The following is a 23,422-nucleotide window of genomic DNA, read 5'->3' on the forward strand; positions in this document are numbered from 1 at the left end:
TTATTTCCAACCGTATTTCTGGAATATGGCGTGGGCCGGCTCAGTCTTGAGGAATTCCAGGAACTTCTGGGCCATCTCGCGGTTCTTGCTTATGGTCGTCAACGCGATGGGCGTGCCGCGATAAATCCGGCTGGCTTCCGGAAGCTTGACCACCTCGAACGTATCCTTAATCCGATAGGACCAGGATTCAAAGGCTATCCAGGCGTCCAACTCGGGCACGGTCCGCCACTGTTCTATAGCCGCACCGGTGGTCTTGACAGAAACCACGATGTTGCGCTGTATCTGAGGTATGACGCCGTTTAACCCGGCTATGTCTTCCCAGAGCGCCGTCTGGCCGGCACCGGTCACGTCCATAATCCGGATACCGTCCTTGGCCAGGTCGGTAACAGATGTTATTTTCTTGGAATTACCCTTGCGCACCAGAATGCCGCCCGGCTGGACATACAATGTCGTCCTGGTTTTTACATCCACCAGGCCGGGAAATTCCTGGACGAACTCGTAGAGCTGATGCTCGGCCGCGCCGAAGATGATGTCAGCGTCTTTTTTAGCCGATTCTATCCACTTATCATCGGAACCGCCGGAGACCTTTATCTTGATGTTATTGTCCTTGGCGAAGATATCGGCGCATTCCTGGACCGGCGCCTGCGGCCCGCCCGGCCCGTAGATATTGAGAACTACCTCCGAAGCGGCCGGACCGGAAAATAACCGGCCCACGCCAAAAACCGCCACTACCGCTATCGACACCGCTGCCATTACCATTTTTCCTTTGGTCATAAAATAATCCTTTCTAAGTACCAGTAGAAACTCTGTAACTTTATTCTCCCCTTGAGTATTCTTTATATCTTTCCGATAACCGCGGTCAAGTAATTGATGCGACGGAACAACTCAACTGCATTTACTTGACTACTAGACAATTCAGCGGTAAATTTTCATCTTATGAATATTCTGGAAACTGACGGCATCACCCGGCGTTTCGGAACGCTGACGGCGGTTGACTCTATGAACATCGCGGTCGACACCGGAGAGGTCTTCGGCCTGCTCGGCCCCAACGGAGCCGGAAAGACCACACTGATAAAGATGATGATTACCCTGCTGGCGCCCAGCGCCGGCCGGGCCAGCGTGGCCGGGTTCGACATCGCTAACCAAGCGGCCGATGTCCGGCGCAGTATCGGCTATGTACCCCAGATGATTTCCACCGACGGCGCACTGACCGGCTATGAGAACCTGATGTTCTTCGCCAAGCTATACGATATCCCCCGGGCTGAGATTAAAGCGCGGGTCAATGCCTCGCTGGAGTTTATGGGGCTATCCGACGTAGCCGACAAGCTGGTCCGTAAATATTCAGGCGGCATGATTCGCCGGCTGGAAATCGCGCAGTCGATGATTCACCGGCCGCCGGTGATGTTCCTGGACGAACCGACGGTCGGGCTGGACCCGCTAGCCCGCCACACGGTCTGGAAACATATCCGGGAACTGCGCGATAATTACGGCACGACCATATTTCTGACCACACACCTTATGGAAGAAGCCGACGAACTCTGCGACCGGGTAGCCATTATGCACCTGGGTAAGGTTATGGCCATCGGCGCGCCGGCCGAGCTTAAATCTACCATCGATAAAAAGAACGCCTCACTCAACGATGTGTTCATCCATTATACCAAAAGCGCTTTAACAAGCGAAGGGAGCTATCGTGATATCTCCAGAACCAGGCGGACAGCCAAGCGGCTGGGTTGAGCCTAAGGCACCGACCAGAATTAACTGGCTGGGTTCAATCACCGGATTCGTCAAAAAGACTCTGGTCATCGCCGAAATCGAGGTCTACAAACTCAGGCGCGACCCGAGCGAACTGCTCATGCGAGCGGTCCAGCCGGTGTTGTGGCTGGTGGTTTTCGGGAGCGTCTTCACCCGTATCCGGGCCATCCCCACCGGTCGGCTCAGTTACATAGAATTCCTGGCTCCGGGCATCCTGGCCCAAAGCGTGCTGTTCGTAGCCATCTTCTACGGCATTGCGGTCATCCTGGACCGCGACCTGGGGCTGGTGCACAAGTTCCTGGTCTCGCCCACGCCCCGCTCGGCGCTGGTGCTGGGCAAGGCGCTTTCGGCCGGCATCCGCGGACTATGCCAGGCAATCATCATCTACCTGCTGGCTCTGGTTCTCGGAGTCAAACTCAACTTCCATCCGCTGGCCTTGACCGGTGTAATGCTCACAGTAGTACTGGGCGCGGCTATATTCGCCACCTTCTCGCTCATCATCGCCTGCCTTGTCCGAACCCGGGAACGGTTTATGGGCATCGGCCAGCTGATGACCATGCCGCTGTTTTTTGCCAGCAATGCCATCTATCCGATATCGATAATGCCAGGCTGGCTGCAGGTGGTCGCCATTGCCAACCCGTTAACTTATGAAGTCGACGCGTTGAGGACGCTGATGCTAACCAATAGCCCCAGTAATTACGGCATCGGCGCGGACCTGGGCATCCTGTTTTTGGTAACGGTTCTGCTGGTGATTATAGGCGGGAACATATATCACCGGATACTGGTATAAGCGCGGCAAAAACCCACGGCCTTATTCCGTCTTGGTTCCGGGCATTCTGGTATACCAGGGCTCAGGAATTTCTATCTGTCTGATAAACACCCGTTCCGGAACGAATTCCAGCACGGACATGCGCTGGGCCATCTTCTCGAACATAGGCCCTGGATCCATACCCAACACCTTGGCGATGTCTTCTGGCTTTTCAGCGATGTTGATATGGCCTTCCAGGCAAAGGCTTATCCAAGCGGACTTGTTCCAGAACCACTGGTAATCAAGACTGGCCTTATTGTTCTTGCGCAGGCAGTCCATTTTCTGCCCCTGCTTGTTGGAATGCAGCATTACCCTGCCATCCTTATAGCTCATAACACTCATGGGAATGGAATAAGGATATTCGCTGTCAAGCATGTTAAGCCTGCAGCCGCCCACGCCTTTGAGAATGGACTCAACCACTTCGGGTTTGGCGTTGGTGAAAGAAACAGTCTGGGCCAGGGTGTTGGAATCCGCCGGCGTAGGCAACGGACGGGCCTGGGTGTCGGCGTTGCCTTTGTTATGCCTGATGCTCATCCAGGGCAGGCGCGGCGCGTAGTTGGGATTACTCGGGTCGTTCATCTTGCGGCCGCTGACGGTTTCGGGCACGACGCGGATGATTACGGCGTTAGCTAGGTCAGACTCGGCCGGATAATTGAACCCGGCTTTGCCCAGTGATTTTTCATAATCGGCCAGCCAGGCATCGACCTGAGCCCGGTCCCTGATGATTTCGGCATTGCCGAATACGTTGGCGCTCCACCAGTTCATCTGGTTATATTTATCAACCGCGAAACAGACCTTGGGGTTGGCTTCGATAGCCTTGATAAAATCGCCGTTGACTGAAGCACTCAAAGGGAAGTAAGCGCATTTATTGCGGAAAATATAATTGACCAGCAGCGATTTGGGACCGTTTCCATCGGCTATGATATAACCAGCCGCGACCGAACCAATCATGTCCTCAATTTCCGACTGCGAGCTGGCGCCGCGGTCGTAAAATTCGTAACCAGGAACTGCCGGCGGCTGAACGGCCGGAGCCTGAACCGCGGCTCCTCCGGAACAACCCAGAATTATTGCCGAGAAAACAACGACCAACGCGCCGCATAGAATCCTTTTCATACCCGGCTCCTTTCAACTCTTCCATTATAATTAAGTTTTAATATATTATCCGAAACAGAGTAATTTATTAATAAAGATTGTCAAGAAATCAGCGACCATAGCGGCGCCGCAACTTACTGGCACTAATTTCTTGACATTTACAACTAATATAATTAAGTTAGCGGTCTATGACTATACGAAAACTTATGGTCGGTAACTGGAAAATGCTGACGGCTCCGGCCGGAACGTCCCTGGCTGAAGCCAAATCCCTGGTTAGCGCTCTCCGGGAGGGGCTGGCTGACGTGTCAGAAACCAATATCGGCGTCTGCCCGCCTTATGTGCACCTGACCGCGGTGGGCGAGCTTATCAGCGGTTCTAACATCAAACTGGGCGCCCAGAACGTTTATTTCCAGGAAAAAGGCGCGTTTACCGGCGAGATTTCACCTTTGATGCTTAAGGACATCGGCTGTGAATACGTAATCATCGGCCATTCGGAACGCCGGACTGTTTTCAAGGAAGACGACGACACGGTTAACAAGAAAGTCAAAGCTGCGCTCAAGGCCGGCTTGACGCCGATTATGTGCGTGGGTGAAACGCTCCAGGAACGCCAGGATGAAATCACGGAAAAGGTTATCAGATTCCAGGTGGAAAGAGGGCTGGATGACCTGACGCCCGAAGACGTCAATCGGGTGGTCATCGCTTACGAACCGGTTTGGGCTATCGGCACGGGCAAAAACGCCACGCCGGAACAGGCGCAAGCGGTCCATTTATTCATCAGAAAACTGTTGGTCCATATCGCCAACGAAGAAGTGGCCCAGGCCAAACAGATAATATACGGCGGCAGCGTCAAGGCGGAAAACGCTAAAATACTTATGTCCCAGCCAGATATAAACGGCGCGTTGGTCGGCGGGGCCAGCCTGAACGCCGAATCGTTCATCAAAATAATTAAATATTAACCAGTAAAGCAGAGGAAAATTATTATGTTAACAGGATTATTGCTGGGTGTGTTCGTTCTGGTAAGCATTCTTTTAATCGTCATCATCCTGGTCCAGCCGCACTACAGCGAAAGCGGACTGGCCGGCGCGTTCGGGGGCGGCGGAAGCGATTCGTTCCTGGGCGTCAAGGCCATCTCGGTGGCCAGCAAAATCACCATCGGACTGGCCGTGGTTTTCCTGCTCTTATCCATTGTCCTCAATAAACTGCCCCCTCCCTCAAGCAGCGGACGGAGCATCATAAAACCTGACGCGCCCAAAGCAGCCCCGGCATCGGAATCGTCCTCAACCGCCCCGCAGGCACCCAGCACAGCCACCGGACCGGAACAGCCGGTTACGGCAACGCCCACGAATACAGCGCCGGCCCTGCCGCCGGTACCGCCTCAACCGCCCGTGACAAAACCACCGGAGCCCAAGGCGCCGGAACCGCCTAAACCTGATAGCAATATTCCGCCGCAACCTGAAAAACCGGAGCCACCCAAGCCTCCGGCTCCGTCAGGCCGGTAATATTTAGCAGCTAAACAGCGGCCGCCAAATCCGCGGCGACAACTACGGAGTAATTTTATGCCTAAAACAGGTCCTGACGAAAAGGTGTTCACCAAGCTCGAGGCTGTCCAGAAAGGACATTTCCTTTTAACATCAGGCAACCACAGCGATACTTACGTCCAATGCTCCCGGATTCTGGAACGACCCGACGTCAGCGCCAAGCTGTGCAAAAAGCTGGTCCAACCCTGGATGAATAAGGGCATCAGCCTGGTGGCCGGCCCGGCCCTGGGCGGGATTGTCCTGGCTTACGAAGCGGCCCGGCCGCTCAAGGCCAGAGCCATCTACCTGGAGCGGGTCGATAACCAGATGACGCTCCGGCGCGGGTTCGCGGTCAAACCGGGCGAAAAAGTGCTGGTCGGCGAGGATGTCATCACCACCGGCGGCTCGGTCAAGGAAGTGGTTGACGTGATTACCAAAAACGGCGGCAAGGTCGTGGGAATCATTTCCCTGGTCGACCGCCGGCCGGATAAAACTGCTGACGTGCTGGGTTATAAATATAACGCCGTTATCAGGGTCAGCCCGCCGATATATAAACCCGACCAGTGCCCTCTCTGCAAACAGGGCATACCGGCGGTAAAACCCGGGTCACGGGGACTTAAATAAATATGAAGAGCATGACCGGTTACGGCGAAGCGATGGCCCGGTTAAAAGACGGCGTCATCATCAGGGCGGAAATACGCTCGGTTAACCACAGGTTCTTCAACCTTAAAACAAATCTGCCGGCCAGCCTGAATATCTACGAAGCGGATATCGAAGAACTTATCAAAAAATACATCCGGCGCGGGTCGGTCAACCTGGTCATCAGGGAAGGCCGCCAGGAAAAGCCGGAGCTTAACATCCAGACCGGAGTGCTCAAGAACTACCACCGCCAGCTGAAACGGCTGCAGAAGGAATTAGGCCTGTCCGGCGGTATATCCATAGAAACGCTCATATCGCTGCCCGGCGCGCTGGAAGTGGCGGACAAGGATGTCTCCAATGCCAAGCGCCAGTGGCTGAACGCCGAACGGGTTGTCAAAGCCGCGCTTCAGGATATGGTGGCCATGCGCGAACGCGAAAGCCAGCGGCTGGCCAAGGGGCTTTTGGCCATAATCCGCAAGATGTCGGCGTTGGTCAATAAAATCCAGGCGCTGGCGCCGCAGGTCCGAACCCATTATGAAAAGTCGCTCAAGGAACGACTGTCCCACATATTATCATCCGTTGACCATAATAACAACATCAGCCAGGGGCTGGCCAACGAGGTGATGCTCTTCGCCCAGCGCTCGGATGTTACCGAGGAAATCGAACGGCTCAAGTCACATATTACCGAATTCGAACGGACCATGAAGCTTCCCAACGAGGCAGGCAAGAAACTGGATTTCATCGCCCAGGAAATGCTCCGGGAAGTGACCACCATCGGCGCCAAGGCCAATAACTCCAAAATCACTTATAACGTCATTACCCTAAAGGGTAACGTGGAAAAACTCAAGGAACAGGTGCAGAATATTGAATAACAGAGACCGTAAAATCTGCGTGATATCGGGACCGTCCGGCGTGGGCAAAACCACCCTGTGCGATTTGCTCCTGAAAAAGGAGCGCCGGCTGGCGGCCTGCGTTACGGCCACAACAAGATTAAAAAGAAGGGGCGAAACGGCCGATAAGGATTATCACTTTCTTACTAAAAAGGCTTTCCAGGCCGGATTAAAAAGAGGTGATTTTATTGAATTTGTCCGGCTTTTCGGGCATTATTACGGGACGCCTTACAGCTCGCTGGAAGACGTATTCAGGCGCGGCAAATACCCGCTCTTGAGAATAGAAGTCAAAGGCGCCCGGCGGCTGAAGAAGAACGGATTCAAGGGGGTTTATATATTCATCCTGCCGCCGGATATGCAGACGCTGCGCCAGCGGCTGCACAGACGCGACGACCGGACCGGCGATTTCCGGAAACGGTTAAGACGAGCCCGGACGGAACTCAAATGCAAGGACCTTTACGATTTCAAGGTGGTCAATGATGACCTGAACCAAGCGGTGGATAAGGTAAGAAACATCATCAGAAAAAAACTGTTTAAGGGGTAACGATTTAAATAGATTTCCAGTAATTTAAGACCGGAGGAAGGAAATGGACATGAAGAAAGTAGAACAGGCGCTTGCCAAAACCCAGGGCAGATTTGAACTGATTGCGATGATGCAGCAAAAGCTGCGCAATCTTCGCCAGGCCGGCATCAAGCAAACATCGGGCACGGGGATAGACCACCTGTCCGAACGGGTGCTGGATGATTACCTGTCGGAAGCCAAGCTGGCCGAAGAATTCGCCAAGGCGTAATTCCGCCTATAAACCGCGATTATGCTGAAAGAAAAAGAAATAATCCTTGGCGTAACCGGCAGCATTGCGGCCTACAAGGCGGCCGAGATTGCTTCCAAGCTGGTCCAATCCAAGGCTAACGTCACGGTGGTCATGACCGCATGCGCCACCAAATTCGTTACGCCCCTGACATTCCAGTCGATATCCCGGAACCGGACGCTGGTCGACATGTTCGATCTGGAATACGAATGCAGCCCCAAACATATTGCGCTGGCCGACAAAGCGGACCTGCTGTTAATCGCCCCGGCCACGGCCAATATCATCGGAAAAATAGCTTCGGGCATAGCTGACGATTTACTATCAACGCTGGCCATGTCGGTAAAATGCCCCATTATGATTGCGCCGGCCATGAACGTCAATATGTATAACAACAAGCTGGTCCAAAAGAACATCGCCTTCCTGAAAAAGGAAGGTTATAAATTCATCGACCCGGAAACCGGTTATCTCGCCTGCGGCGCAAACGGCCAGGGCCGGCTGGCCGCCATCGAGACCATAATCAAAAAGGTGACTTCAATCCTGGCATGATGAAAATACTTGTCACGGCAGGCCCGACCAGAGAATACTTCGACCGGGTGCGCTACATTTCCAATCCGTCAACCGGCCGAATGGGGTTCGAGATTGCCGCGGCGGCCAAAGCCCGGGGTCATGAAGTAACGCTGGTGACCGGGCCGACACACCTTGAATCACCCAAAGGGGTTTTGGTCCAAAGAGTTACCACGGCGCGGGAAATGCTCGCCCGGGTCAATAAATACTTCCCCAAATCCGATGCGGTTATTATGACCGCGGCGGTGAGCGATTACCGGCCGGCCCAATATCACAACGGCAAGATAAAGAAAACCGGCAAAGCAACCAGCGTCAGGCTGAAACCCACGCCGGATATACTAAGGACCATCAGCCGGCGCAAGGGCGATAAAATACTGGTCGGCTTCGCCCTGGAGGCCAGCCACCTAAGCAGGAATGCCATGCGCAAGCTTAAAGATAAAAACCTTGATTTCGTGGTGGCTAACGGGCCGGACAGCTTCGGCCCGGGCCGGGTCAGCGCCGAGATATGGTCGCCGCTGGGACTGGTCAAACGGTTCAGGAACGCAAACAAGAAGGAAATCGGACGCTTTATAATAAAACTCCTGGAGAATATCTGATATGTCAATCATAGAATCCATAGTCCTGGCCATCATTCAGGGCGTAACCGAATTCCTGCCCGTCTCAAGTTCAGGCCACCTGGTTATCGCCACCAAGCTTTTTGGCATGTCTAATCCCGACACCAACCTATCCCTGATAGTTTTCCTGCATGTCTTCTCGCTCTTAGCCATAATTATCAGTTTCTACAAGGAGATATTCGAACTGCTGACCCAGCCCAAAGTCATCCTGATGATTATCATCGCCACCATACCGGCCGGATTAATCGGTTATTTATTCGAAGACTACATACAAAAACTGTTTGAAGGCACTGTCTTGACCGGCGCCGCTTTAATGGTTACCGGCATTTACATCATCCTAACCGAATTACACTGGAAAAGAACTGAAGTCAACCTAGAGCAAGCGCCGCTGATATCGGCCCTGTGGGTCGGCATCGCCCAGGCGTTTGCCATTATCCCGGGCCTGTCCCGCTCGGGACTGACCATCTGCACCGGCCTGCTCAACGGGTACGAAAAACACGAAAGCATCAAGTTCTCGTTCTTCCTGGCTTTGCCGGTTCTGGCCGGCGCAACCGTGCTTAAACTCAGGGATTTTTCTCAACTCAAGGCCTCTTTTCAGCCGATAACAATATTAATAAGCGGGGTCATATGCTTATTGGTAAGTTTATTGGCGATACACCTCCTGATCAGGCTGATACGGCGCAGGAAACTGATTTATTTCGGATGGTATTGCCTTATTGCCGGGATTCTGACCGTAATATTTATCAGGTAATTCCAGGTTCCGACGCCGCGATTAGCTAATATTATGCCCGAAACAAGCGCGCAAAAACCGTCCAGGCATACCAAGGAAATCATCAGCATCGCGCTGATACTCTTTTCCCTGTTCGCACTTATCGCCCTTTTTACCTATAATGTTGGCGATTACCCCGACTATAAATTTCCGGCCAACGAAACCACCCATAATAAAGGCGGCTCTATCGGCGCATTCCTGAGCAACGAGCTGTTCTTTTTCTTTGGGCTGGCCTCTTATATCATTATTCTGATGCTCGGTTTCTGGGGCGTGATACTGCTTTTGAGGAAAAAGATCACTGCCCTGGCCGTAAAGATAATCGCCCTGGTTCTTTTCCTGACCGCCGCCATAACCATGGCCGGGTTGGTCACCCCGGCTGACTACAGCTCGCCCCGGATGCACACCTACGGCGGCGTAGCCGGAGACCAGATGGCCCAGATTACCGTGAATTATTTCGGTTCAATCGGAAGTTATATCTTAGCCCTGTTCATCCTTATCGGTTCGGTGCTCCTGGCCACGGATTGGCTGGCCTATGACATACTGATTCGGGGCGGTAAGCTGGGCCGAAAGATTTTCGGCGGAATGTTCAAGGGCATCAAGTCGCTGATGGATAATTTAAAGAAAGACCGCCAGCGCGATCAGATGCTCAAACAATACCAGCAGCAGGTAACCATGCCGCCGGTCAAGACGGTCCAGGCTACGCCTATAACCGCGCCGGCAGTTGAGAAACCGGTCATAGCTCCGATGCCCATTCCGAAGCCTGAACCTACCATCAGCAAAGCAGCCGTACCGGAACCCAAGGAAGACAAAGCCAAGCCGCCGGCTAAGGAGAAATCGGCCGCGCCGGCCGGCAAGAGCAACTACCGCCTGCCGTTCCTGGAGCTTCTGGAAGACGCCGTGCCGGTGCAGGCAACCGAAGAGGAAAAAGACATCAAAGAACGCATTGACATCATCGAAGGATCCCTTCGCAATTTCGGCATCGAGGCCCGGGTGGTCAATGTCGAGCGCGGGCCGGTGGTGACCAAATACGAGCTGGAACTGGCGCCGGGCGTCAGCGTCCATAAAATCGCCGGTATGACCGATGACCTGTCCATCGCCCTCAAGTCAACCAACGTCATGGTGGTCGCGCCCATTCCCGGCAAGTCCACGGTCGGCGTCGAGGTGCCCAACAGGTACCAGGGCGTGGTCCGGCTCAAGGAGCTGATTCAGTCCAGCCGGGAAAAGATAAACAGCTCACCCCTGCCGTTCTTCATGGGCAAGGATGCGGCCGGCACGGCCATCGTCAGGGATATCGATGAGATGCCCCATATGCTCATAGCCGGTACGACCGGCTCGGGCAAATCCGTCTGCGTGGCTTCATTGGTCCTGAGCCTGGTAATGCACCGCACCCCGGATGAACTCAAGCTCCTGATGATCGACCCCAAGATGGTCGAGCTGTCCGTCTTCAAGGAGCTGCCGCACCTTATCAGCCCGGTGGTCACCGATATGCGCCGCGCGCCGATTATCCTTAAATGGCTCTGCCGGACTATGGACGAACGCTACGAACTCTTCCTGCGCGTCGGAGTCAAAAAAATAGAGACTTACAACCAGCTGAGCGAATCCAAGATACGCGAGAAATTGACCGAGGACGGCGAAGAGCCGGGCGATGTGCCGCTGAAACTGCCTTACATCGTGGTCTTGATAGACGAGCTGGCCGACCTGATGATGGCCGCGTCCGATGACGTGGAAACGGCCATAACCCGGCTGGCCCAGAAATCACGGGCCGTCGGCATCCATCTGGTCCTGGCCACCCAGCGCCCGTCGGTCGACGTTATCACCGGACTGATAAAATCAAATATGCCGTCCCGGGTGGCCTTCAAGGTCGCCTCCAAGATAGATTCGCGCACCATCCTCGACCGCAACGGCGCCGAACGGCTGCTCGGCAAGGGCGATATGCTGGCGCTCTTCCCCTCCACCACTGATTTGACCCGAGGCCAGTGCACCTTCGTCAGCGACAAAGAAATCCACAGCGTGGTGGATTTCTGGAAGGATCAGGGCGAACCTGTTTATGATGCCGAGCTCCTGGAAATCGAAAGCAAGCAGGACTTCACCGACACCGAACAGGACGAGCTCTTCGACCAGGCGGCACAGGTCATCCTGGAAAGCAAGCGCGGTTCTGTCTCGCTCATCCAGCGCCGGCTCAATATCGGCTATTCCCGGGCCGCCCGGCTGATAGAGATGATGGCCAAGGTCGGCATCGTCGGCGATTATAAGAACAGCAAGGCCCGCGAAGTCATTATGACTCCCCAAGAATGGGAAAACAACAAGCAGAGACGGTCATAGCTAAATAGGTATCAAACCAAATTTAACCCACGCTTAAATCTACCACGAAAGCACGAAACTATAAAAACACGAAGTTTAGTACTCTGGCAGTTTGAGTGTAACGAATTACTACCAGGTATACTGGGCTGTAAGTCACTTCGCTTCAACAGCCCAAGTATGCTTTCTTCCTTTAGAGTTTTCGTGGTAAATAATTAATATCCTCCGTATTCTCTGTGCCTCTGTGGCTAACATTAGTGTCCATTCGAGTTCATTCGTGGCTTCCATTCACGCCCAATAATTTTATCCTATATTCTTTGCCTTCTCGGATTTTTCCGCTAAAATTCTATCATTATATTTCTGTTTTAATCTGTGTAATCCGTGGCTAAAAAAGGAGTTCTTATGTTAGACGCGTTATTCAAGCCTAAATCCATCGCCGTCATCGGCGCATCGAACCGGCCCCTGACCATCGGCTACCGCATCACCCAGAACCTCAAGGACGTCGGCTACAAGGGCCCGATATACCCGGTCAACCCCAAGGACCCGGCCATCAACGGGCTGACCGCCTACCCGTCCATCCTGCAGGTCCCGGGCGACGTTGACCTGGCCCACATCGTGGTCAAGAACACCATGGTCCCGGCCGTCATCGAGGACTGCGGCAAGAAAAGCGTCAAGGCCGTCATCATCAACACCGCCGGCTTCAAGGAAATCGGGCCGGACGGCATCGCCCTGGAAAAGCAGGCGGTCGAAATAGCCAAAAAATATAACGTCCGCATCTTCGGGCCCAACTGCCAGGGCGTCATGAACTCCGACCCGGCCAACCCGGTCTATGCCAACTTCACCTTCACCAAATTATTGCCCGGCTATATCTCCGTCCTGGCCCAGTCCGGCGGCGTGGGCGAGGTCATCAACCAGCGCCTCTACCAGCTCGGCATCGGCATCCGGATGTACGCCTCCAACGGCAACGCCGCCGATATATCCATCCCGGAAATCCTGGAATACTGGGGCAAGGACGAACAAACCCGGGTCATCATCGTCCATATCGAAAGCCTGCCCAATCCCAAGGAGTTCATCCGGGTGGCCAGGGAAGTCGGCAAGCGCAAGGCTATTTTGGGAATCAAGACCGGCCGGACCGAGATGGGCGCCCGGGCCGTGGCCTCGCACACCGGCTCGTTGATGAAGGCCGACACGGCCATCGAAGCCGTCTTCGACAAATGCGGTATCGTCTCGTTCCAGAACCAGGACGACATCTGCCAGGCGGCCATCGGATTCGCGCTCCAGCCACTGCCCAAAGGCCGTAACGTCGGCATCATCACCAACACCGGCGGCCCGGCCATCATCGCCACCGACGAATGCATCGACGGCGGTTTGAATATACCCGACCTGGACGAAGCTACCCGAAGCCATCTCAAGGCCAGCCTCTTCCCCGAAGCCAGCGTCAATAACCCGGTCGACGTCCTGGCCACGGCCGGGCCCAAGGAATGGGCAACGGCCATCGAGTCCCTGATGAAGGCGCCCAATATAGATTCCATCCTGGTCAACTTCGTCACGCCATTCTTCGTCGACTGCGAAGGCGTGGCTAAGGAAATGGCCCGCATCGCCAAGACGGCAGTCAAGCCCATACTCAACGTGGTTATGACCGACAAAACCCAATGGGCTAATACCATCAACATACTCAAAGAAGCCGGCATCCCGGCCTATGACCTGCCCGAGACGGCCTCCAAGGTGCTGGTGACAATGACCAAATACGCCGAACTCAGGCAGACCAGCCAATCCACACCGGAGCCGTTCAAGGACACCGACTCTAAGGCCGTCCAGCAAATAATAAAATCCGTGCAATCGCCGAAGGCGGGTGCACCCAAATCTGTGGAATCTGTGGCTGAATTCTTATCTTCCGGCGAGGCCCTGGGCATCATCCACACCTACAAAATCCCCGAAGCCAAATACGTCATCTGTGACAAGGCTGAAGACGCCATCAACTCGGCCGATTACGTCGGCTACCCGCTGGCGCTCAAGGTAGACTCAGCCGATGTGGTCCACAAGACCGAGCAGAAAGGCGTGGTCCTCAATATTACTTCCAAAGACCAACTGGCCGTCCATCTCAAGGACTTTGAGAAACGGTTCAAGGGCGGCCGGTACCTGATGCAGGAATACCTGACCGGCGGGCGCGAGGTCATCATCGGGGCCAAGCAGGTCGAAGGCCTGGGGCATCTGGTGATGTTCGGGCTGGGCGGCATATTCGTCGAGGTGCTCAAGGACGTGGCATTCAGGCTGGCGCCGCTGAGCAAGGACGAAGCGCTCCGGATGGTAAGGTCCATCAAAGGGTATAAGATACTCGAAGGCGCGCGCGGCCAGGCCGGCGTCAACATCGATAAGCTGGTCGAGATAATCCAGCGCACAAGCCAGCTGGTTACGGACAATCCGCAGATAAAGGAACTTGACCTCAACCCGGTAATGCTCTATCCCCAAGCCGACCGTTGCAAGGTAGTCGATGTGCGAGTCAGAGTATAATTAATCACAAAGATTAATTCCTATTGTCTCTGTGGTGAAATTTACTCCATGTAGCCGCGTAACCAGATATTTAGTGCCAGTAGATACACTAGTACTGGCAGAGCAAAGCCTCCTGCCCTTAGACCCTGAGGGGTCTTGAGAAGAACCCTCACGGGAAAGGACTTATCCCTGAGCAAAGCGAATGGGAGTTGCCAGCACTTATCCCGACTACCCACCTAACCGAGGTCGAAAAAATGCTCTATAAAACAGACCAAAAATGATACCATAGGTATATATACCCACCTCACAAGGTATATATAACCACCTCACAAGGTATATAGTATCCGGGGGTAGGGGGTATAGTATGGGGGGGATACCCCCCCCTGTCTGGAAGTGCGTTATATTCGTTTTAGGGACAGAAACCTATCAATTTTGGGCATCCCTGATGTGTGTCGCATCTACAGGGTATTCTGCGCACAGGTATTCTGGGTTATGGTATCACCATTTGGCAGGTCATAGACCACCGGCTGGCAGGCCGACCATAGGTCCTGTGGAAATTTTCACTTTACCCTAATTATTTAGGGGTATTTTGTTTGGGTTCTTTAGGCTCATCTTTTATTGGTGCATCAGTTTTGGAATCGTCTTTCACCTGTTCCATCGGTTCCAATTCACCGGTAGTTATCTGTTTGCACCAGATAAGAATAACTTTTCTATCTTTCTCTAAATACTTATAATCATTTTGGATATTTGTTGCGGTCTTTTTTGCCGATATCGATTTAGGCAAATTTTTATAATAACTTGCCCAAAATTCAAAGTCTCTGCCCTCAATACATTGACGATAATAAAAAAAACAATCGTATAGAATACTAATACTTTTATCATTGGTCAATAATCCCAAACTTACAACCTTATACAAAGCCGCCGATAAACTATAATCAGCTATGCCACACCCCGTCACTTTATCAAACATCTCAATAGCATTGTTATAATCACTTAATTTAAAATAAAACCACCCTTTTAAAAGGTATGCAAAAGCTAGGAATTTTTGGGTGTTATTTTTATCATTAATCACATATTCAAAATCCTTTTGAGCCTTGGCAATTTCATCGTGAAATTTGTCAAATATTTTTTTCTCTTCCGGTCCATCTTCAAAAATATCCTCTCGTGAGGAAAAAGATGCCGTATGCGGTCGGATAAAGACCCATTCCGGATATGACGTAATTCGGGCCAATATCTCATCCAAACGTTTCTGCGAAGCATCTCGATTTTTATTATCTATGTAATTAACAAATTCAATTAATTTGTCTTTTAATCCGTCCAAATAAGGTAAACAAACCAATTCATTTTCATATGGCGCATCAACCGACTTAATTAAAGCACAAAAATTAGGGTTTTTATGGACCCGAATTTCCGGAAAAGCGATTGCTATTTGGAGTTTTGCGCTATTTATCGATATATTTTCAAGTTTCAAGCGAACCAAAACAGCCCTTTCATATCCAGCCCCCAAAGAGTTATATATTCTTTCAACAGGAGGTCGGTCCCCATTTCTTACTATAATAACCTTGTCGTCCGGAAAAACATTGCCAATGATAATAAAAAATATCGCCCACATATAAATAACCTTATTTAAGCATAAATGATTCATATATACTTCTCCTTATAGTTTCATTTATTTCGTGTCGCCGAAATCTAACCCTAAAGTAGCATTCGGTCCACTTGTTGTCGCTTTATACTCTTCCATATTATTGGGGGTGGGGACACATCCCATGCCACCAAACCCTCTATTTGTCTGCTTTTGCTGACACAATTTTCTTAAAATCGACACCTAAAAGCTCTCCTATCTTGTTTACGAATCCTTCATCCCCCAACGGATGCCCGCCCCGGGTTGCATTCCTGATACTTTTCAGCTCTTTATCATCAGCCGGCTCTTTAACGAATTTCACATATTCAAGAAGGTCTGCTTCGTCAAATAACGGCTCGGTCAGAATATCGTTCTTGGCGCCGGTTATGTGCGCCCGGGCGCTGGAATACGGGTAATCTTCCGGGTGTTTAACCAATCCGGCCCGGACCGGATTCTGCTCGATATACCTGGCCACCGCCCATAAATACGGCTCTTCGTCTATAACGCTGGAATAATACCTGCTTTCCCAAAGGCGTCCAGTCTTTTTATATCTTTTGTTGGAGAATTGGGTATAGCACAAGCTAACACCCTGCATTATCTTGGATAACGATTCAGACTGAAGCGGCTTTATCAGTAGATGCACGTGGTTGGTCATCAGGCAATATGCCAGGATAGAGCCGAACCACTTTTGCGAGTATTCTTTAAGCAACTCGAGGTATTTCTTCCTGGTCTGCTTGGCGAAGAATATCTTTTGACGGCGGTTACTGCGCTGGATGATATGGTAAGGAAAACCTGTTGCAACAATCCTGGCGATTCTAGGCATAGTCGAAATATAGAAAATAGCGCCCTGCAAGTCAAGTATTTAGGGTGTTACATCGGTTGGGATGTGTCCCCAATATAAAGTTCCTTTAATTATTGACTGCAGTTATGATATGTGTTATCCCATACGTAATGAAACGAATCCTGTTGTTTGCCATAATTATCTGCGTCTGTCTGTGTCCTTCGGTGGTTTCATATGCCGATACCGATTGGCAGTCGCTCAAGACCGAGCGGTTTGAGGTTTTCTACAAAACCGGATACGAGGCCAAGGCTCGCGAGGTATTAACCGTCCTGACCGCCTACCGCGACAATATCAAGAAACTGACCGGTAATGAGATTCCCCGGCTGAGGGTGGTCATCGAGAACCTGGGCACGATGTCCAACGCCATGGCCGACCCGATGGCGCCCAATATCCATATCTACGCCTATCCGCCCGACCCGGTAATGGGCGGAATGCCGGGCGTAGGCTTCGGCGAGAACTGGCCCCGGATGGCCGGCATCCACGAGTCCATACACCTGGCCCAGTTGACCCAATCGAGCGGATTCCCGGGCATCCTGACCACCGCTTTCGGTAACGTCTTTTCGCCCAACCTGGTCGTGCCCGGCTGGATTACCGAGGGCGTGACCGTATCGGGCGAATCGCAGATATCGCCTTACGAGGGCCGGGTCAACGACGGCTTCTTCAAGGCCGTGATGGACGCCTATACCCAGACCCATCCGTTCCCGACCCTGCTGGAGATGACCTATACTCCGCTGAACCTGCCGTCGCTGGCCGGCGGTCATTACCTTTACGGCGGACTGTTCCTGGATTTCCTGCGCCAGAAATACGGCCAGGAAAAGCTCAACGCATTCTTCCAGAAGCAGGGCGAATCGTTCTTCGGCTGGCTCATCGGCTGGCTGGCCCCGTCGGCCGGCATAGACCACAGCGCCAAGGAGGTCTTCGGCAAGACCTTTCCGGAACTGTGGCAGGAATGGCAGAACAGCTATTCATACCGGCGCTTTGCCATTGACGGCTCTCCGGTAACCGACAACCGGCTGGCCCTCTATTCCGACCTGAGCGTGGAAAGTAATTTCATCTACTACATCGAGCGTACCTGGCGCAAGGCCGATACCTACCGGGTATATTCCTTCGAGCGCATCTGCCGCCGGGGTATGACCACAAAAGAGGAAGAGGAACTGGCCTCGACCACGTCGTCTTTCAATACCAAGCCGTGCATCGCCGGGAATAATCTATATTACACCGTGCTGGAAATGAAGCCGGGATTCGCCAACTCGACCAATCAGGGATTCGGGCTGGTGTCCAACCTCCATTGCAAGGATATGGCCACCCGAAAAGACCGGATTATTTTCAGCGATACCATACGGGCATTTACGGTTCTGCCGGCATCAGCGCCGATGACCGATGGCGCGACGACCGGAGTGCAGATTCTTTATACCAAGGACCGAGCCGAAGGTTTCGGCTCGGATATTTATGCCTATGACCAGCAGTCCGGCCAGCACAAGATGCTGTTCTCATCGGATTACCTGGTCGGCCAGCTAACCGCAGGCCAGAATATCATCGTCGCCTCGGCCCGGCTGGACTGGGAGAACTGGGGCATCTACCTGCTGGATATCAATAACTCTAAATTAGAAGAGCTGGTCAACACGCCCTATGCCGAGACCTCGCCGTCCATTATGAATAACCGGATATTTTTCACGGCCAACTACGACCGGACCTACCGGATTTACGCCTACGATCTGGGCTCTAAAAAAACCTACAAGGTGACCCAGGGCAGTTTCGCCCATTTCCCGGCCGGAGTAGCCGATGAAGTGTATTTCGTGGGCCTGAGCGGCGACAGCACCAACATCTACAGCAAGCCGGCCGTCTACGACGAGTTTAAACTGCCCCAGCCGGAGCAATCGAAACTTCCCGACCTGGATAAGATATCGGCCGAGCTCAATCCGGATAAAGGCGGTTATTTCAGCGTCCTCAAAACGGCCGTGCCGTATTTCCGTTTTCCGGTGCTCGACCCCAAAGGCCAGGGCGCGCTGCTGGTCGGCAACGATGTCACCTACGAGCATTTTTACGCCATGTCCTTCCGGAGCGGGCAGGACCCGCGCCTGCATCTCATATACGAGAACCGGATGTTCCAGCCGCTGACGCTGGGGCTAGAGGTATCACGCAAGTCCGGCACGCAGGATACGTCGCTCTACGGCAACTACCCGCTTTATCGCCGGCTTGAGCCGGGCCTGTCTTATGTAACGCCGTCGCTGGCACTGCGCCAAGACGAGACCAGCCTGCTGGACCATACCGAGCTGGTGCCCGGCATCGGCGCCGGCCTGAAATATCCCAAATGGCAGCTGCAGTCGCAGTTCAATTACATCGCCGAGCGCAAGAGCTGGTCCGAGGCCAGCCGCGACGGCGCCGAGATGACCGCCGTATTCGCCCGCTATTTCGACAGCCTGACCAAGGGCTCCGAAACAGGCAGCGAGTTCCGGATGATTACCTACCTGCTCAACGACCCGGACCGTGCCCGGCCGCAGGAACTGGAAATCCGCGGCTTCCGGGGCGATGACGCGCTCACCACCAACCGCGGCGGCACGCTTACCTTGGAATACGGCTATCCGGTTTACAAGAACAGCGGCGGCTCGTGGGGCGTCAATTTCTACTGGGGCGACATCTCCGTGGCATATTTCACCGATATGGCCTTCAGCAAAAATAGTGCGCCCGACTTCAGCGCCGGCGCCGAGGTGCGCATGGAAGCGGCCCTGGGCTACGGGCTCAGGTTCGTCCCGACCATCGGCCTGGCCGTCCCCAATGAAGGCAAAAATGAATTATATCTCGGCTTGATGATATCATCGGCGGGTATGAGCGGCTTAAAGAAGCCCTGAGCCTATTTCCGTAGCGGCGGCGGTTGTTGCTGATTCTTCTTTTCTTCCTCGATGGCCTTATACATATTTTCCATCATCTTATTGCAGTTGTCGAGCCGTCCGTTGATGTCTTCTTTCATTGATGGGTTTAACTCCAGCGCCTTGCGCCAGGCTATGACGGCGTCACGCACGTACTTGATGGCATCGGTGTATTCGCCCCGGTTCGCCAAGGATATGGCCACGTTGGTCCTGGCCATGCCCAGGTGCTGGTAGTAGGTCGAACTATCGGGAACCAGGTTAAGGGCTTTTTCGGTGTATTCCAGGGCGAATTGGAAATTGGCCAGGGTATCTTCGTTCCTGGACATTTTCCAGGTGCCGATACAGCCGAACAGGCTGGCGTAGCCGCTGAAAACTGTCGGGCTGTTGTTATTGAGCTTAAGCGTCTGCTGGAAGTCCTCGGCTGATTTCTTGTATTCCTCGGACGGGTCCATCTTGTTCTCGAACTTATGCAGTCCGATGGCCGACCACTGCCCGGCCCGGCGGAACCAGAACCGGTAATCGTTCGGGTCAATTTTGATGGCCTTGGTCATGGCGTCCACCCCGTACATATACTCTTCGATGGCGATTTTAGACTGGCATTTGACGTAATGGCCGAAGTTCATCGAAACCATTGCTTTCCATTCCAGCGCGTCCAGGTTGTTGGGATCAAGCGACAGAACTTTATCGATATCACTTATGGCCTTTTGGTAATAAGGCGTCGGGTCCAGCCCCTGGTTTTTCATATACCAGACGCCCCAGCAATAATCGCCGTAATAAAAGTTCATAACCACCCGCTCCATATAGGCCGGCAGGCTGTCCGGCGCTATCTTGACGGCCTTGTCGAAAAGCTGGTCGGCGTCCTTAAAACGGTTGGACGGGTCCAAGCCGCTTTTCATATTCTCCGAGCCGATTTCGGTGTAGAACTTGCCCAGCTGGACCAGCGCCTCGTAATTGTCCGGCTGGAGCTGGATGATGCGGTTGAGTTCGTCGGCCTGGTTGATGCTGGTGGTGCTCTTGTCTTGGGACACATTCAAGGTGGATATATAAGAAATAGATTTCAGCAGTTCGGCCCGCTTGGCGTAAAGGGTAACATTACCCCGGTCCGACTGGATGGCCGAGGTAAGCAGGTTGGACGCATCCTTAAGCTCACTCCGCATCTTGTAAATGTCGGCCAGGAAGATGACGGCATCGTCGAAGAGCTTGTCCTTGTCGATGACCACACGGAATTTAATGACGGCTTTATCCAGCTCGTTGCGGATGAAGGCGATGATGCCCTCGGTTGCGGTATAAGGCAATGAATAGGCCTCCAGGTTCTTGAGTGCCGACTCGAATGCCCGAAGCGATTCGGCCTTGAGCGCCCTTGAGGCCGTATTTTCCAGCTTGGTATCATCTGGTTCGGTCCAGGGCGCGGCCGCTTCGTTGCTGGGCGCGTTGAGACGGCGTTCACGCTCGTCCTTGCGCCATTTGTCGCGCAGATACACCAGCATCTGGCGGTAAAGCTGGTAACTGAGGATGCCGGTCTCGTACAGGGCCGGCCCGTGGTTGGGGTCGAGCTTCAGCGCCGTCCGCTGTTCCTTCAGAGCCTCGATATTATTGCCGATGATGCGGTAGAGCCGGCCGAATGAATAATGCACCTGGGCGTTGTTGGCCACGTCGGCTTCGGCCTTCTTGTAGACGGCCGAGGTGGCAATGCGCTTGGGTATCTTGGCCAGCATCTCCATGCTCTCGCCCGACTGGCGCCGCTCCAACGCCTCTTCGTGCGCGCTACTCAGGTCGGTCAGCAGTGCGTCGGCCAGCGTCCGGGCGTAATCGGTGGCCTGCCGGGCCTGTTGCTGGGCGTGCTCCTTCTCCTGCTGAACCCGGATGTTTTCGTAGGAATAAATCAGCCAGGTAACCAGCAGCGCCACGGCGATAATGCCGGCGCTGGCGATACCGAGGGAGGCGACCTTGTTCTTCTTGGCCACCATCCAAATCCGTGTCACCGTGCCCAGCCGCCGGGCCAATATCGGCTGGCCTTCCAAGAACCGGTTCAGGTCGTCGGCCAGAAGCTGGGCCGTCTCGTAACGCCGGTGCTGTTCCTTATTGAGGCACTTGAGGCAGATGGTCTCCAGGTCGTGCGGGATGTTCCGGACCAGCGTGCTCGGCCGGGCCGGTTCGTCGTTGATTATCTTATGGAAAATTTCGTAGGTTTCCTGCCCACCGAACGGAGTCTTGCCGGCGATGACGTGGTAAAGCGTCGCGCCCAGCGAAAAGATGTCCGAACTGCCGTTGATTTGTTCCTTTCGGCCCATGGCCTGCTCCGGCGACATATAATCCGGCGTGCCGATGGTCGTACCGGTCAGCGTCAGCTTCTTGTCCAATCCGGTAATCTGCTTGGCGATTCCGAAATCGGTCAGGTATGCCCGGCCCGATTTATCAATCAGTATGTTGGCCGGCTTGATGTCGCGGTGAACGATGTTCTGGCTGTGCGCGTAATCCAGCGCCAGAGCCATCTGCATGATAATCCTGGCCGCCTGCTTGTAATCAACTCCCGGCTTAATCATCGAGTCCAGGGAAGTGCCCTCGATGTAATCCATGGCGAAATAATGCTGCTTACCGACCGTGCCGGCATCGTAGACCTGGATGATATTGGAATGTTTCAGCCGGGCGATGGCCTGCGATTCCATCTGGAACCGTTCGAGCATCTCCTGGTCGTCAGAGGAAATGACCTTGAGCGCCACCTGGCGCTTCAGCACCGTGTCAACCGCCAGGTAGACTGTGCCCATGCCGCCCTGGCCCAGCTTCTTTTCAACCACGTATTTGCCGAAGGTTATCTCAGGCATATTTGGAAGCTACCTCGATTAAGAGTTGCAGGCGCTTTTCAGCTTCGTCAACCTCGGCCAGCGCGCCCAGACCGCAGGCCGGAGTCACCAACGATTGGGCCCGAATGAGCTCACGGCTGATTCCTTTTTTGGACAGCATTTTCAAGCCTGATTCCAGTTTCGATATGATTTCATCAGCCTTAATCGGATTATCCAGCTCGGTCGTAGGCACCATACCCCAGGCGATGGCGCCGCCACGGGTCAGGAACCGCTTCAAGTCGTCGCCGTAAAGCATCAGCTCGTTCATAAAACCCAACCCGTCAAAGTTGAGGATATCCACCGGCGTGGACATTATCACCGACCAGTCGGTATTGCCGCAGCAATGAATGCCCACCAGGCCGTCATCCTGATGGATGGCATCGGCCAGTTCGGTAATCCGTTCGATGACCGTTTCCTTGGACAACGGCACGTAGGCCGAACCGTAACCCATTAGGAACGGTTCGTCCAGGAAGATGATTGACTTAAGCCCCAGTTGTTTGAATTTATTCATCTGCCAGCGCGCCTTCATGACCAGACACTTGTTGAGCGCGTCGGCCAGCGTCGGATGGTGCATCAGGGCCGTACCGGCCTTGTCGGTCAGCATCGCCCCGAAAGTAATCGGCCCGGTAACCTGGCCTTTGATAAACTTCATCCGGCTCCGGTCCGACGCCTTTAACAATTCATACATGGTATGGAATCCGGCCGCCCGGTCAGGGCTGATGGCAAAATATTCGATGTCGTTGTCCAGAAAATGCTGGTAAAAATCCGCCAGCCCGTTTTCGATGTCAGCCGTCTCGACAAACATCTTCTTGCCCGGCTGGTCGATGACCACGTTGGGCAGACCTTCGGCGAACTGGGCGCCCATGTTCTCCAGATAGCTCCGGCGCGGCAATTGCGGCCAGAAAGGGATATCCTTGAGGTACTTGAGTATCAGCTCCGAGGCCTTGGCCGCGTCGCTGTGCGGCAGACTGCCGATACCGGTTGGTAGAAAATTAAATTTCACTTATTATC

At 53.5% G+C, this 23,422-nt stretch carries 20 protein-coding genes; 14 read left to right on the forward strand and 6 right to left on the reverse strand.

The features are described 5' to 3' along the window. A complete protein-coding gene (locus tag WC980_01835; GenBank protein ID MFA5793801.1) occupies positions 1-774 on the reverse strand; it encodes a substrate-binding domain-containing protein in 774 nt (257 codons plus the stop codon). Between the two features lie 162 nt (positions 775-936). On the opposite strand from WC980_01835, the gene WC980_01840 reads away from it, so the two are divergent. Together WC980_01840 and WC980_01845 are read left to right on the forward strand one after the other, a co-directional pair. Continuing rightward, on the forward strand, positions 937-1,734 hold the full coding sequence (locus WC980_01840; GenBank protein ID MFA5793802.1) for an ATP-binding cassette domain-containing protein: 798 nt from the start codon (positions 937-939) through the stop codon (positions 1,732-1,734). A gap of 37 nt (positions 1,735-1,771) precedes the next feature. Next, entirely contained in the window at positions 1,772-2,542 is a 771-nt protein-coding gene (locus tag WC980_01845) for an ABC transporter permease (GenBank protein ID MFA5793803.1), read from the forward strand. Positions 2,543-2,563: 21 nt separating this feature from the next. Here WC980_01845 and WC980_01850 read toward each other — a convergent pair whose 3' ends face one another. Then, entirely contained in the window at positions 2,564-3,673 is a 1,110-nt protein-coding gene (locus tag WC980_01850) for a pyridoxamine 5'-phosphate oxidase family protein (protein MFA5793804.1), read from the reverse strand. A 167-nt stretch (positions 3,674-3,840) separates the two neighbouring features. Here WC980_01850 and tpiA point away from each other — a divergent pair, with 167 nt between their 5' ends. The 11 genes from tpiA to WC980_01905 all read left to right on the forward strand — a co-directional run bounded on the left by tpiA (position 3,841) and on the right by WC980_01905 (position 14,263). Then, a complete protein-coding gene (tpiA, locus tag WC980_01855; protein MFA5793805.1) occupies positions 3,841-4,608 on the forward strand; it encodes a triose-phosphate isomerase in 768 nt (255 codons plus the stop codon). A gap of 24 nt (positions 4,609-4,632) precedes the next feature. Beyond that, positions 4,633-5,151: a preprotein translocase subunit SecG gene (secG, locus tag WC980_01860; GenBank protein MFA5793806.1), complete on the forward strand. Its 519-nt coding sequence runs from the start codon at positions 4,633-4,635 to the stop codon at positions 5,149-5,151. A gap of 57 nt (positions 5,152-5,208) precedes the next feature. Continuing rightward, positions 5,209-5,793 carry an orotate phosphoribosyltransferase gene (gene pyrE, locus WC980_01865; protein ID MFA5793807.1) on the forward strand — a complete coding sequence of 195 codons (585 nt, stop codon included), beginning with the start codon at positions 5,209-5,211 and terminating at the stop codon, positions 5,791-5,793. 2 nt (positions 5,794-5,795) lie between these two features. Beyond that, positions 5,796-6,680: a YicC/YloC family endoribonuclease gene (locus WC980_01870; GenBank protein ID MFA5793808.1), complete on the forward strand. Its 885-nt coding sequence runs from the start codon at positions 5,796-5,798 to the stop codon at positions 6,678-6,680. Continuing rightward, entirely contained in the window at positions 6,673-7,242 is a 570-nt protein-coding gene (gene gmk / locus WC980_01875; GenBank protein ID MFA5793809.1) for a guanylate kinase, read from the forward strand. Before WC980_01870 ends, gmk begins: the two co-directional genes overlap by 8 nt. Before the next feature lie 49 nt (positions 7,243-7,291). Continuing rightward, on the forward strand, positions 7,292-7,489 hold the full coding sequence (locus WC980_01880) for a hypothetical protein (GenBank protein ID MFA5793810.1): 198 nt from the start codon (positions 7,292-7,294) through the stop codon (positions 7,487-7,489). Positions 7,490-7,510: 21 nt separating this feature from the next. Continuing rightward, the gene (coaBC, locus tag WC980_01885; GenBank protein ID MFA5793811.1) at positions 7,511-8,053 is read left to right on the forward strand and encodes a bifunctional phosphopantothenoylcysteine decarboxylase/phosphopantothenate--cysteine ligase CoaBC; all 543 of its coding nucleotides are present in this window, start codon (positions 7,511-7,513) and stop codon (positions 8,051-8,053) included. After that, positions 8,050-8,667 carry a phosphopantothenoylcysteine decarboxylase gene (locus WC980_01890; GenBank protein ID MFA5793812.1) on the forward strand — a complete coding sequence of 206 codons (618 nt, stop codon included), beginning with the start codon at positions 8,050-8,052 and terminating at the stop codon, positions 8,665-8,667. Before coaBC ends, WC980_01890 begins: the two co-directional genes overlap by 4 nt. Position 8,668: 1 nt before the next feature. Then, entirely contained in the window at positions 8,669-9,436 is a 768-nt protein-coding gene (locus WC980_01895; GenBank protein MFA5793813.1) for an undecaprenyl-diphosphate phosphatase, read from the forward strand. Positions 9,437-9,469: 33 nt separating this feature from the next. Continuing rightward, positions 9,470-11,776 carry a DNA translocase FtsK 4TM domain-containing protein gene (locus WC980_01900; GenBank protein MFA5793814.1) on the forward strand — a complete coding sequence of 769 codons (2,307 nt, stop codon included), beginning with the start codon at positions 9,470-9,472 and terminating at the stop codon, positions 11,774-11,776. Positions 11,777-12,154: 378 nt separating this feature from the next. Continuing rightward, positions 12,155-14,263: an acetate--CoA ligase family protein gene (locus WC980_01905; protein ID MFA5793815.1), complete on the forward strand. Its 2,109-nt coding sequence runs from the start codon at positions 12,155-12,157 to the stop codon at positions 14,261-14,263. 553 nt (positions 14,264-14,816) lie between these two features. Here WC980_01905 and WC980_01910 read toward each other — a convergent pair. Both WC980_01910 and WC980_01915 read right to left on the reverse strand, forming a co-directional pair. Further along, on the reverse strand, positions 14,817-15,887 hold the full coding sequence (locus WC980_01910) for a hypothetical protein (GenBank protein MFA5793816.1): 1,071 nt from the start codon (positions 15,885-15,887) through the stop codon (positions 14,817-14,819). Between the two features lie 136 nt (positions 15,888-16,023). After that, entirely contained in the window at positions 16,024-16,686 is a 663-nt protein-coding gene (locus tag WC980_01915) for a transposase (GenBank protein MFA5793817.1), read from the reverse strand. Positions 16,687-16,814: 128 nt separating this feature from the next. Here WC980_01915 and WC980_01920 point away from each other — a divergent pair, with 128 nt between their 5' ends. Beyond that, entirely contained in the window at positions 16,815-19,553 is a 2,739-nt protein-coding gene (locus WC980_01920; GenBank protein MFA5793818.1) for a hypothetical protein, read from the forward strand. A 2-nt stretch (positions 19,554-19,555) separates the two neighbouring features. On the opposite strand, the gene WC980_01925 is transcribed toward WC980_01920, so the two are convergent. Then, positions 19,556-22,393, reverse strand: coding sequence for a protein kinase (locus tag WC980_01925; protein MFA5793819.1), 2,838 nt, complete (start codon positions 22,391-22,393; stop codon positions 19,556-19,558). Continuing rightward, the gene (locus WC980_01930) at positions 22,386-23,414 is read right to left on the reverse strand and encodes a methionine synthase (GenBank protein MFA5793820.1); all 1,029 of its coding nucleotides are present in this window, start codon (positions 23,412-23,414) and stop codon (positions 22,386-22,388) included. The genes WC980_01925 and WC980_01930 overlap by 8 nt, the downstream gene beginning before the upstream one ends. Between the last annotated feature and the right edge of the window lie 8 nt (positions 23,415-23,422).

It is taken from the genome of Candidatus Brocadiia bacterium, assembly GCA_041658285.1.
In the GTDB taxonomy this organism is placed as follows: Bacteria; Planctomycetota; MHYJ01; order JACQXL01; family JACQXL01; genus JBBAAP01.